The sequence below is a fragment of the Immundisolibacter sp. genome, from assembly GCF_050250495.1.
Taxonomy (GTDB): domain Bacteria; phylum Pseudomonadota; class Gammaproteobacteria; order Immundisolibacterales; family Immundisolibacteraceae; genus Immundisolibacter.
In genome coordinates this window covers 1-11,840 of the sequence record NZ_JBFWOM010000033.1, presented here as the reverse complement: position 1 = coordinate 11,840, position 11,840 = coordinate 1, and the positions used below count along the sequence as shown (strand labels likewise).

The following is an 11,840-nucleotide window of genomic DNA, read 5'->3' as shown; positions in this document are numbered from 1 at the left end:
CGAGCAGGGCGTCTGCGCCGGCGGCGCGGGCGCTGGCCTCCTCGTGCGGAAAGAACTTCGGGCGCACCAGGTACAGCCGGGTGAGCGCCATGGTGCACATGGCCCGCGCCACGGCGCCGATGTTGCCGGGATGGGTAGTGCCGACCAGCACGATGCGGACGCGGGACAGTGCATTCATGGCACGGATTCTAGCCGCGCGATGAAGGGCAACCGCCGCGCGCTAAAATTGCCGCCCGGCGCGCCACCTGGCCATGCCGGCCCCTGCCGCAGCGAGTTCTTTACATGTCCCCATTGCTCACCATCGCCGTGCGCGCTGCCCGCGCCGCGGGCGACTTTCTGCTCCGCACCGGCGAGCGGCTCGATGAACTGCGGATCGAAACCAAAGGCCCGAACGATCTGGTGTCCGAGGCCGACCGCGAGGCCGAGCGGCGCATCGTCGAGATCATCCGCCGCGCCTACCCGGATCACGCCATCCTGGGCGAGGAGGGCGGCGCGCAGGGCGACGTCGGCAGCCACGGCGCGCGCTGGATCATCGACCCGCTCGACGGCACCACCAATTACCTGCACGGCCTGCCGTGGTACGCGGTGTCGATTGGCCTGGAGATCAAGGACCGGCTCGAAGTCGGCGTGGTCTACGACCCGGGCCGCGACGAGCTGTTCGTGGCCGAGCGCGGCAAGGGCGCGCGCCTGAACGACCGCCGCCTGCGCGTGAGCGCGCAGACCCGGCTGCCGGGGGCGGTGGTCGGCACCGGCTTTCCGTTCAAGTCCCACCAGCACCTCGACGCCTACACCGAGACCTTCAAGGCCGTGTCGCGGGCCGGCTGCGCGGTGCGCCGTGCGGGCTCGGCGGCGCTTGATCTCGCCTACGTGGCGGCGGGCCGTTTCGACGGTTTCTGGGAACTCGGTCTGCAACCGTGGGATATCGCCGCCGGCGTGCTGTTGATCCGCGAGGCGGGTGGTGTGGTCACCGACATCCGCGGCGGCGAGCGGGCCATGAAAACCGGCAACGTGGTCGGCGGCACACTGCGCGTGCACCAGGCGCTGCTGGACACGATCAAGCCGCATCTGGGCGCCGATTTGCCGGCCTGATTGACGCGTTCCGTCGCGTTGCCAAGCCCCGGGTGGCGGCCTACCATGCGGCCGTCCCGCCCCACAGATAAAGAACCGAGGAGGAATGCCGCCATGGGTACCGTGGAACGCCTGCCGGCGAGCGCCAATCACCGTTATTCCGAGGACGACGTGCGCCGCGGCGCGCGCAACATGCTGATCGACGGCTGCGACATGAAGGCCGGCGACGAGGTGCTGATCCTGAACGAGAACGGCATCACCGAGCCGGCTGCCGTCGACATCATCGCCGACGAGGCGCGCAAGCTCGGCGGGCGCGTGCACGTGATGTGGACCGATACCGTCAAGGGCCCCGAGGACATGCCGCCGTCGGTGGTCAAGGCCTTCGAGTCCCCGGACGTGACCATCTTCAACCACATGATCGCGGGCGTGCTGCGCATGGTGCCGTTCAACGGCCGCGGCATGAAGATGCTGAACTTCTTGCAGACCTGGGACCAGCTCGGCTCGCCGTTTGCGCAAGTACCCTACAAGGTGTGGCTGGAGGTGCTGAAGAACCTCGGCCCGCGCCTTGGCATGGCGAAGTCCTGGCGCATCACCTGTCCGCTCGGCAGTGATTTCGGCGGGCCGATCCCGCAGCCCGGCCAGTCGCCCAAGGCCGATAAACCGGCCAAGTCCGACGCCAAGGCCACCGGCGACGGCTTCACGCTGCGCACGTTTCCGCTCGGCGTGTGCCAGGTGTTCGACAGCATGCAGGCCAGCGGTCGGCTCGCCGTGCGGTGGCTGACGCCGTCCGGCATCCACGTGTTCGAGCCGAACGGCATTGCCCTGCCAAGCCCGGTGCTGATCGCGATCGACAACGGCCGCATCACGGGCTTCGATGGCGACGCGGCGGCCATTTCCCAACTGCGCGCGTACATGGAGAAATGCGGCGGCGAGATGGGCAAGGAGCCGTACCTGGTCAACTCCTGGCACGCCGGCATCAACCCGCGCTGCGCCGTCACGGCCGGCCCGGAGCAGGGCTTGGATCAGTGGATGTACATGGTCCACGCCAACCCGCGCATCGTGCACTTCCACACCATCGGCGCCGTGCAGCCGGGCGAGATGTCGATCCCGGTGGTCGATCCGACCATCACGTTTGACGGCGAAAAGCTCTGGGATCAGGGCCGGTTCGTGTTCCTGGACCGGCCGGACATCCGCGACAAGGCGCGCGCGCTCGGCGATCCGGACTTCGCCTTCCACCACGAGCTTGAAATCGGCGTCTGAGCCGCCCTCAACACGCAAGGAAAACCCATGTCCCGCACCATCTGGTACACCCGTTGCCCTGTGCCGACCGCCTCCGGCATCGCCTACCAACGCAAGCTGTTCGACAGCGAGTTCGCCGGCACCGACTGCGAGGTGCACAACATCAAGGAACTCGGCCGCGAGAAGTCCGACACGCACTTCGCGCACACGCTGGAGGACTCGTTCCGCGAGGGCGGCGGCTCGCCACCGGTGTGGGCGCGTTCGCGCGGCGCCGACACGTCGCTGCTCGGCATCAGCTTCGTCGAGGAGACGCTCGGCCTTTTCGTGCGCGCGGACGACCCGATCCACTCGGTGCGGGATCTGGCCGGCAAGCGCCTTGCTCTACCCGTCTGGCCGAAGCTGATCATGAATTTCTTCCGCTTCGCGGCCAAGAAGGCGTTCGTGTCGGCGCTCGAACTGCACGGCATGCGCGAGGGCGACGCCGTGTTCACGGACGTGGTCGAGACCGGCGATCACTATCAGTTGCTGAACCCCGGCTTTGCCGATGCGCAGGCGCGGCAGATTCCCTCCTACTACAACTGCCAGATGCACGCGCTGCTGGAGGGCAAGGTGGACGCCTTCTTCGCCAAGGGCGGCGAGATCGCCGCCATGCAGCGCGAGTCCGGCGGCGGCATCCGCATGCTGTTCAACCTGATCGACGCCAAGCCCCTGTGGGCCAAGGTCAACAACGCCACCCCGCGCCTGCTGACGGTCAGCAACTCGCTGGTGCGCGAGCGCCCGGACGCGGTGGTGCGCTACGCGCGCACGCTGCTGAAGGCCGCGACCTGGGCCGCGCAGCCGGAAAACAAGACCGCCGCCACCGCGGCACTGGCGCTTGAAACCGGCGTGACCCCGGCCGACATCGAGACCTACTACACGCCGGACCTGCACCAGAAGCTCAAGCCCGAACTCAGCATGCGGCTCATCGAGACGCTGGAAATCATGAAAAGCTTCCTGCACGCGCACGGCTTCATCGAGCAGAACTTCTCGACCAAGGACTGGATGGCCGCCGACCTGCTGCGCGAGGCCTACGCCGCCGAAGGCATCGCCTGGATCGACTGACCATCACCGCCACACCGCAAGGAGCCAGCATGACCAGCCCGCTAGACCCCAAGGCCCTGCGCCAGGTGTTCGGCCAGTTCTGCACCGGGGTCACCGCCGTGTGCGCCAGCGACGCCGACGGCCACCGCTACGGCATCACCGTCAACTCGTTCAGCTCGCTGTCGCTCGACCCGCCGCTGGCGCTGTTCTCGGTGGTGCGCGGCTCGGAGTCGCTGAAGATCATCCAGGCGGCCGGCGCGTTCAGCATCAACATCCTGGCCGAGAATCAGCAGGACATCTCGAACGCGCTGGCGAAAAAGGGCGGCTCGGAGAAGATGGACGCCGTGCCGACCCGGCCGGGCGTCACCGGTGCACCCATCATCGAAGGCGGCATCGGTTACATGGATTGCGTGCTGCACGCCGAGTTCGACGGCGGCGATCACGTCATCCTGGTCGGCGAGATCAAGCAGGCGGCGGTGGGCGAGGAACTGCCGCCGCTGCTGTACTTCCGCAGCGGCTACAAGACCCTGCCGGCCTGAGTCGGGCGGAGAGCGCCGACTGATTCGGCGTATCCAACAACAGGAGGAGGAGCCATGACCGAGCCGAACGTGACCGAAACCATCGACGTGGACGCCACGCCGGACCAGACTTGGGCGCTGGTCGGCGACTTTGCCGGCCTGGTCGGCTGGTTTCCGGCGGTGACCGAAAGCGTGGTCGAGGGCAGCGGCATTGGCGCTGTGCGCTATCTGACCATGCCCGACGGCAACAAGCTCACCGAGCGCCAGGAGGCGCGCGACGAGGCCGGCCGCAGCTATGAGTATGTGGCCATCGCGGGCGCACTGCCGTGCACCGATTACCGCTCGCGCATCGCCGTCACGCCCGCCGGCAGCGGCGCGCGCATCACCTGGACGGCAAGTTTCACGCCGATTGCCGGCGCGCCGGTGGACGCGGTTGCCTTCATCGGCGAGGTCTACCGCGGCGGACTTGCCGGCGCCAAGGCGGTGCTCGAAGGCAGCAGATAGGGCGAACGTCTGCGGCTCGGCCAGTCAGCGTCGAGCTTCCACTGCGTTGTTCTGGCCACCCACGCGCACGGGAGTGAGCCCATGATCACGCTTCGCATCAACGGCAAGACCGTCGAGGTCGACGCCGATCGCGACAAGCCCCTGCTGTGGGTGCTGCGCGAGGATCTCGGCCTCACGGGCAGCAAGTTCGGCTGTGGCGTCGGGCAGTGCCTGGCCTGCCTGGTGCATCTGGACGGCCAGCCGGCGGCGGCGTGCCTGACACCGCTCGCGGCGGTTGGCCAGCGCGAGATCACTACTATCGAGGGCCTGCCCGCCGACGGCAGCCATCCGGTGCAGCGCGCCTGGATGGACCTGAACGTGGTGCAGTGCGGCTACTGCCAGTCGGGGCAGATCATGGCCGCCGCGGCGCTGCTGGCGCGCACGCCGCAGCCGGATGAGGCCGCCATCGACGCTGCGCTTCGCGGCAACCTGTGCCGCTGCGGCACCTATCTGCGCATCCGCCAGGCCGTGGCGCGCGCCGCGGCGCTGGCGCGGGAGGCGTGACATGGTCAGCCTCAGCCGGCGGGAGTTTGTGGTGGGCGGCGCGAGCGTCGCCGGGGGGCTGTGTCTTGCGCTGCGCCTGCCAGCGCTCGCAGCCAAAGAGCAGGAAGAGCAGCGCGAACCGGCGTTCGTGCCGAACGCCTTCGTGCGCGTGGCGCCGGACGGCGCCGTCACGCTCACGCTGCACAAGTCCGAGATGGGGCAGGGCACGCACACCGGTCTTGCCGCCATCCTGGCCGACGAACTCGACGTCGATGTCGCCGCCGTGCGCCTCAAGATGGCGGACGAAGATCCGGCCTATTACCTCGACATGGGCTCGATGGGCACCGGCGGCAGTACGAGTGTTCGGTACTCCTGGGACGCGCTGGCGCAGGCCGGCGCGACGGCGCGGGCAATGCTGATCGCGGCTGCCGCGCGGACCTGGAAGCTCGACCCCGTCGACTGCCGAACGACGCCGGGCCGGGTGCTCGGCCCGGCTGGGCAGAGCCTCGGCTACGGTGAGCTCGCGACGCTCGCGGCGAGCCTGCCGGTGCCGGAAAACCCGCCGCGTCGGTCGCCGGCGGACTACCGCTACATCGGCAAACCCACCCCGCGCGTCGACAACCTGGCCAAGGTCACCGGGCAGGCGCAGTTCGGCATCGACGTGTCCCTGCCTGGGCTGCTGACGGCGGTGGTGCTGCGGGCGCCGCAGTTCGGTGGTGCGCTCGACAGTTTCGACGCAAGCGCCGCCGAGAAACTGCCCGGCGTGCGCGCCATCGTCGCCATCGACTCCGGCGTCGGCGTGATCGCCGACGGCTACTGGCAGGCGCGCCGTGCGGCGCAGAAGGTCAGCCCGCGCTGGCGGCCGGCGGCGCTGGCGCTCGACGACGCCGGCATTGCCCGGGCGCTCGACGCGGAGCTGGACCAGCCCGGCAGCCCGGCGCGACGGGACGGCGACGTGGACGCCGCGCTCGCGGCGGCCGGCAAGACGCTCGATGCCACCTACCGGCTGCCGTTCCTGGCCCACGCCTGCATGGAGCCGATGAACGCCACCGCCCACGTGCACGACGGGCGCTGCGACATCTGGGCACCGACGCAGGGCCAGACGCGCGCCCGCGACGCGGCGGCGGCGCTGCTCGGCATCCCGCGCGAGAGGGTGGCGGTGCACACCACGTATCTGGGCGGTGGCTTCGGGCGCCGCTTCGAGGTCGATTTCGTTCTGGACGCGGTGGCGCTGTCGCGGGCGGTGAACGCCCCGGTGAAGGTCATCTGGTCGCGCGAGGACGACCTCACGCATGACTTCTACCGGCCGGCCGCCGTGCACCGCCTGCGCGCGGCGCTCGCGGACAACACGCCGACCGTCTGGCAGCACCGCATCGCGAGTCCCAGCATCCAGAGCCGCCTGCGGCCAGACAAGATCGAAGGCGGCATCGACCGCACCGTGGTGGAGGGCGTGCGCGAGTTGCCGTACGCCATCCCCAACGTGGCGCTCGACTGCGCGCTGGTGGACGTGGGCGTGCCGGTCGGCTACTGGCGCTCGGTTGGCAGCTCCGGCAATGCCTTCGTGGTCGAGTCCTTCGTGGACGAGCTGGCGCACGCCGCGGGCGCCGATCCGCTCGCCTTCCGGCGCCGCTTGTTAGAGGGCCAGCCGCGCCACCGCGGCGTGCTGGATCTGGCCGCCGAGCGCGCCGGTTGGGGCGAGCCGTTGCCCGAGGGCCGCGCCCGGGGTCTGGCCGTGCACATGAGCTACGGCAGCTACGTGGCGCAGGTGGTGGAAGTCGAACTGACGGGCGGCGCCCCGCGCGTGCGCCGCGTGGTGTGCGCCATCGACTGCGGCCGGCACGTGAACCCAGACCAGGTGGTCGCGCAAATGGAAGGCGGCATCGTGTACGGGCTGACCGCTGCGCTGCACGGCGAGGTACCGATGGCGGACGGCGCGGCGCACATCGGCAACTTCGACAGCTACCCGCTGCTGCGCCTCGACGCCATGCCGCAGGTGGAAGTCCACATCGTGGCGAGCGACGCGCCGCCCGGCGGTACCGGCGAGCCCGGCGTGCCGCCGCTGGCGCCGGCGCTCGCGAATGCGCTGTTCGCGTTGACCGGTCAGCGCCTGCGGTCGCTGCCGCTGCGGCTCGCTTGAGAGCCGCCTACGTCCCCGGCGTGAGGCCGACCAGCGCCGCGAGCGTGCCGTGCTCGGTGTGGTCCAGGCGCAGCCGCGCCCGCCCGGCGTAACCGAGACGCACCCGCCAAGCGTGGCTGAGCGGCATGCCGAGCACGCCGCGCAGCACCATGGCGATGACGCCGCCGTGCGCCACCAGCAGCACGCGCCGGCCCTGCGTGTCCGCCAGCAGACGTTGCCAGGCGGCGTCGACGCGCTCGTGGAACGCTGCTATCGGCTCGCCCTGCGGTGGCGGGAAGGCCACCGGGTCCTGCCAGAACTGCGTGAGCGCGGCGCCGTACTCGGCCTGTACCTGTGGCGCGGTGAGCCCTTCCCATAGACCGAAGCTGATCTCGCGAAAATCGGGCTCCACGCGGCATTCAAGGCCGCGCTCGGCGGCGAGCGCCTGCGCAAATTCGCGGCAGCGGCGCAGCGGCGAGCAGACGATCCGGTCCCACTGCTGGTCGGCCGTTGCGGCGGCGAGCTGTGCCCAGCCGGCGGCCGACAGCGGATCGTCGACCGTGCCGCGAAAGCGCGAGCCGCCCTCGGGCTCGCCGTGGCGCAGCAGGTCGATGAGCGTGGTCGGTTGGTCCATCAGCATTCCTGTTTCGTTACTGCTGAAAACGTCCATCCTTGGACTTTTTCAGCTCGCCGCAGCGCGGTGCATGCCCGCACTGCGCTCCGTGAAACAAGGGCGTGCGCCCTCGTTTCACGCTGGGGCGTCCTGCCCCGCGCGGTCTGCGCTGATAGCATCAGCGCAGACTGATCGCGGCGCGGTAGCGCGCCCAGTCGAAGTGTGGGCCGGGGTCGGTCTTGCGGCCGGGCGCGATCTCGCTGTGGCCGACGATGGCCTCGGCGCCGATGGCCGGAAACGCCGCGCGCAGCGCGCGTGTCAGCGACGACAGCGCCGCGTACTGCGCGGCGGTGAAGACGTCGTCATCGCAGCCTTCGAGCTCGATGCCGACCGAAAAGTCGTTGCAGCGCTCGCGCCCGGCAAGGCGCGACACGCCGGCATGCCAGGCGCGCCGGTGTACCGGTACGAACTGCACGATTTGTCCCTCGCGGCGGATGAAAAAGTGCGCCGACACGCGCAGGCCCGCCAGATCCGCGTAGTCGGCGCGCGCCCGGCAGTCGAGCGTGCCGCAGAACAGCGCCGCCACGTCCGGGCCGCCGTACTCGCCGGCCGGCAGGCTGATGGCGTGGATTACCAGCAGCTCGATCGCCATGCCCGCGGGGCGATTGTCGCAGTGCGGAGAGGGCAGGTAGGCTGCGCCCTGCGCCAGGCCGGTTTCAAGGTCGATACGGAACTCGCAAGCGGCAGGCAGGCTGGGGACGGTCACGGCGAAGGCTCGGGCCAGGGCGGTCGGTGCGCGGCGGTGCGTATTGTTTCGTCAAAACGGACTGGCGGCCACAGGCCGAGCACCACGGCGAGGCGTGAAAACTCGGGGGCCAGATCTGTGCGCGGCGCCGGGGGCGCGCCGAATGGCCAAGGTTGAGATGTGCGAGGTCCGCCCTCGGGCCGAATGCCAGGTCGAAGATTCGCGGCGGGGGCGCCGCTCCCACAGCTCGCTCGCGCTGTGCCCGACCGGGTGGATAATTTGCACCTGCCCCCAATGTGACCCGGCCCGGCGCCATCTCCATGCCTGACAACGCTGGTCTACTGTTTGTCGTCTGTGGCCCGTCAGGGGTCGGCAAGACCAGCCTGGTGCGGGCGTTGGTGGCGCGCTGCCCGGCACTCACGCTATCCGTGTCGTACACCACGCGCGCACCGCGGCCGGGCGAGCAGGACGGCGTGGCGTACCACTTCGTGAGCGCGGAGCGCTTCGCCGCCATGCAGGCGGCCGGCGAGTTTCTGGAGTCGGCGCGGGTGTTCGACCACCACTACGGCACCGCCGCGCCGGCGGTGGCGCAGACGCTCGCCGCCGGGCACTCGGTGGTGCTCGAAATTGACTGGCAGGGCGCCCGGCAGGCGCGCGAGAAATTGCCGGGTTGCGTGACGGTGATGGTGCTGCCGCCGTCGGTGGCGACGCTACGCGCGCGGCTCGGTGGACGCGGCGATGACGAGGCGATCATCGAGCGGCGCATGCGCGACGCGCTGGCCGAACTCGGCCACTGGCCGGAGTTCGACTACCTGGTGGTGAACGACGAGTTCGAGCGCGCGCTCGACGATCTGGTCGCGGTTACCCAAGCGGCAACACTGACGCGCGATCACCAGCGCCATTGGCTGGTCGCGAACTTGCCGGAGCTGGTTGCGCCGTAAGGGTCGTGGGTCGAGCCCGCGTCAGGGCTGACGGGCGAGCTGCGTCGGCCGTGCCCGGGCTTCCAGCCAGCGCTTGGCGCGCCCGGCGTCGCCCACGCGGGTGAGCGTGCCCCAGGAGTTCATCAGCACCATCACCACCGGCTTGCCGCTGACCGTGGTCTGCATCACCAGGCACCGGCCGGCCTCGTTCAGATAGCCGGTCTTGGTGACGGCGATGGTCCAGGCGGGGTTTCGCACCAGCGGGTTGGTGTTGCGGTACTGGGTGCGGTAGCGGCCGACCATGACGCTGTACTCCGGCGTGGTCGAGTAGGCGCGGATGGTCTGGTAGCGGGCTGCCGCGCGCACCAGGCGCGCGAGATCCTTCGGCGTGGAGCGGTTGGCGCCGGACAGCCCGGTGCCCTCGACAAACTGCGTGCGCGTCATGCCGAGCGCGCGGGCCTTGCGGTTCATGGCCGCCACACCGGCTGCCTTGCCGCCCGGGTAGTTGCGCAGCAGCGCGGCCGCGGCGCGATTCTCGGACGACATCAGCGCCAGACGCAGCAGGTCGCTGCGCGTCAGCCGCGTGCCGATGGCCAGGCGCGAACTGGTGCCGCGCAGCCGGTCCCGCTCGGCGTCGGTGATGGACAGCGTCTGGTTCATGGCCTGGCCGGCATCGAGCACCACCATGGCCGTCATCAGCTTGGTGATGGACGCGATCGGCAGCGTCTGGTCGGCGTTCTTGGCGTACAGCACCTCGCCCGTGTCGGCGCGCATGATCATGGCCGCGCGCGAGCGAATATCGACGGCGGGGGCTGACTGGTGGGCGCGCGGCGGCGCGGCCTGGACGGTGGCGACATGGCCCGCGAACAGCAGGCCGGCAACTACGTGCAGGACCGTGGAAAGCCGCATCGTTCTCCCTTGCGGTGGGTGCTGGTATGGCCCGTACGGGCGACGGTGCCGCGCATGCCTGGAGCGGCGTGGGGCGCGCACAGTATCGCCATTTTCGCGCCGAACACCAGTGTTATCGGCCGTTTGCGGCCGAGCTATAAGTCAGTTTCGAGCCCGCGCACGCGGGCAAAGCCCCGCGGCAGCGGCTTGCCGCGATCCGCACGGTTGCCAGCGTAGCCTTCGAGATCGGCGCCACGCAGGGTCAGGTGCCGCCCACCTGCCAACACCTTGAGCGCCGCGCCCGCCGGCAGCGGCAGCACGCACTGGAGCTTTTCCTCGCCGCTTGCGATCAGCTTGCCGGGGATGCCGAGCAGCTTCACGCCCTTGCCGCGCGGCAGCTCGGGCAGTTCGGCGGCCGGGAACACCAGCAGCCGCCCGGCGGTGCTGACGCAGGCGAGGCGCAGTCCCTCATCAGGCGGCAGCGGCAGTGGCGCCAGCGGCAGCGCGCCGTCCGGCAGCGTGAGCAGCGCCTTGCCGGCGCGCTGGCGCGAGATGAGCGATTCGAGCGGCGTGACGAAGCCATAACCGGCATCGCTCGCGATCAGATGCCGCTGCTCGGGCTCGCCGAGCAGCACGTGCAGCATGCGCGCGCCGGGCTCCAGTGTGAGGCGGCCGGACAGCGGCTCGCCGTGGCCGCGCGCCGAGGGCAGCGTGTGCGCCGGCAGCGCGTAGGCGCGACCGGTGGAGTCGAGGAACACCGCCTGCTGGTTGCTGCGGCCGCGGGCGGCGGCCTCGAACTTGTCCCCGGATCGATAACCTAGCGCCTCGGCATCCACATCGCCGCCCTTGGCCAGCCGCACCCAGCCGTGCGCGGACAGCACCACGGTGACGGGCTCGCTCGGCGTGAGATCGGCCTCCGCCAGCGCGCGGGCGGCGCCGCGCTCGACCAGCAGACACCGCCGCGCGTCGCCATATTTCTCGGCATCGGCCTCGATCTCGCCGCGGATCAGCTTGCGCAGGCGCTGGTCGGAACCGAGCGTCGCTTCGAGCCGGTCGCGCTCGGCGGCGAGCTCGTCGTGCTCGCCGCGCAGGCGCGTTTCTTCCAGGCGCGCGATGTGCCGCAGCTTGAGTTCGAGGATCGCCTCGGCCTGCGTGTCGGTGAGGCTGAAGCGCTCCATCAGCACCGCCTTCGGGCGGTCCTCGAAGCGGATGATGGCGATCACCTCGTCGATGTTGAGGAACGCGATCAGCAGGCCTTCCAGGATGTGCAGGCGGTCCTGCACGCGCGTGAGGCGGTGCTGCAGGCGCCGGCGCACGGTGACGGTGCGAAATTCCAGCCACTCGCTGAGCAGCCCGCGCAGGTCGCGCACGCCCGGCCGGCCGTCCAGACCAATGCAGTTCAGGTTCACGCGGTAGCTTTTTTCAAGCTCCGTGGTGGCGAACAGATGCCCCATCAGGGCCTCGACGTCGATGCGCTTGCTGCGCGGCACCAGCACCAGGCGGGTCGGGTTCTCGTGGTCGGACTCGTCGCGCAGGTCCTCCAGCCAGGGCAGCTTCTTGGCCTGCATCTGGGCGGCGATCTGCTCCAGCACGCGCGCGCCGGACACCTGGTACGGCAGGGTGGTCG

Annotated in this window: 13 protein-coding genes; 8 read left to right on the top strand and 5 right to left on the bottom strand. The window is 70.1% G+C overall.

Going from position 1 to position 11,840, the window contains the following annotated elements; all coding sequences use genetic code 11:
• Positions 1 to 178: TrmH family RNA methyltransferase (locus tag AB7F93_RS13545; protein ID WP_428303439.1), on the bottom strand; the 178-nt coding region annotated here is incomplete at its 3' end.
• 104 nt (positions 179 to 282) lie between these two features.
• Here AB7F93_RS13545 and AB7F93_RS13540 point away from each other — a divergent pair.
• The 7 genes from AB7F93_RS13540 to AB7F93_RS13510 all read left to right on the top strand — a co-directional run bounded on the left by AB7F93_RS13540 (position 283) and on the right by AB7F93_RS13510 (position 7,068).
• Positions 283 to 1,089 carry an inositol monophosphatase family protein gene (locus AB7F93_RS13540; protein ID WP_428303437.1) on the top strand — a complete coding sequence of 269 codons (807 nt, stop codon included), beginning with the start codon at positions 283 to 285 and terminating at the stop codon, positions 1,087 to 1,089.
• A 93-nt stretch (positions 1,090 to 1,182) separates the two neighbouring features.
• A complete protein-coding gene (locus AB7F93_RS13535; RefSeq protein WP_428303436.1) occupies positions 1,183 to 2,328 on the top strand; it encodes a hypothetical protein in 1,146 nt (381 codons plus the stop codon).
• Positions 2,329 to 2,355: 27 nt separating this feature from the next.
• Positions 2,356 to 3,408: an ABC transporter substrate-binding protein gene (locus AB7F93_RS13530; protein WP_428303435.1), complete on the top strand. Its 1,053-nt coding sequence runs from the start codon at positions 2,356 to 2,358 to the stop codon at positions 3,406 to 3,408.
• Positions 3,409 to 3,437: 29 nt separating this feature from the next.
• The gene (locus AB7F93_RS13525; RefSeq protein WP_428303434.1) at positions 3,438 to 3,926 is read left to right on the top strand and encodes a flavin reductase family protein; all 489 of its coding nucleotides are present in this window, start codon (positions 3,438 to 3,440) and stop codon (positions 3,924 to 3,926) included.
• A 54-nt stretch (positions 3,927 to 3,980) separates the two neighbouring features.
• A complete protein-coding gene (locus tag AB7F93_RS13520; RefSeq protein ID WP_428303433.1) occupies positions 3,981 to 4,409 on the top strand; it encodes an SRPBCC family protein in 429 nt (142 codons plus the stop codon).
• An 81-nt stretch (positions 4,410 to 4,490) separates the two neighbouring features.
• A complete protein-coding gene (locus AB7F93_RS13515) occupies positions 4,491 to 4,952 on the top strand; it encodes a (2Fe-2S)-binding protein (protein WP_428303432.1) in 462 nt (153 codons plus the stop codon).
• Between the two features lies 1 nt (position 4,953).
• Complete coding sequence (locus AB7F93_RS13510) at positions 4,954 to 7,068, top strand: molybdopterin cofactor-binding domain-containing protein (RefSeq protein ID WP_428303431.1); 2,115 nt, start codon at positions 4,954 to 4,956, stop codon at positions 7,066 to 7,068.
• Between the two features lie 7 nt (positions 7,069 to 7,075).
• On the opposite strand, the gene AB7F93_RS13505 is transcribed toward AB7F93_RS13510, so the two are convergent.
• On the bottom strand, positions 7,076 to 7,681 hold the full coding sequence (locus tag AB7F93_RS13505; protein ID WP_428303430.1) for a histidine phosphatase family protein: 606 nt from the start codon (positions 7,679 to 7,681) through the stop codon (positions 7,076 to 7,078).
• A 157-nt stretch (positions 7,682 to 7,838) separates the two neighbouring features.
• Positions 7,839 to 8,387, bottom strand: coding sequence for a 1,6-anhydro-N-acetylmuramyl-L-alanine amidase AmpD (ampD, locus tag AB7F93_RS13500; RefSeq protein ID WP_428303438.1), 549 nt, complete (start codon positions 8,385 to 8,387; stop codon positions 7,839 to 7,841).
• A gap of 338 nt (positions 8,388 to 8,725) precedes the next feature.
• On the opposite strand from ampD, the gene gmk reads away from it, so the two are divergent.
• Complete coding sequence (gene gmk / locus AB7F93_RS13495) at positions 8,726 to 9,346, top strand: guanylate kinase (protein ID WP_428303429.1); 621 nt, start codon at positions 8,726 to 8,728, stop codon at positions 9,344 to 9,346.
• A 21-nt stretch (positions 9,347 to 9,367) separates the two neighbouring features.
• On the opposite strand, the gene pbpG is transcribed toward gmk, so the two are convergent.
• Positions 9,368 to 10,234 (bottom strand): D-alanyl-D-alanine endopeptidase, encoded by an 867-nt coding sequence (gene pbpG / locus AB7F93_RS13490; protein WP_428303428.1) that lies wholly within the window; start codon positions 10,232 to 10,234, stop codon positions 9,368 to 9,370.
• Positions 10,235 to 10,368: 134 nt separating this feature from the next.
• Positions 10,369 to 11,840 (bottom strand): DNA gyrase subunit A (locus tag AB7F93_RS13485; RefSeq protein WP_428303427.1); only part of this gene is annotated, 1,472 nt, incomplete at its 5' end.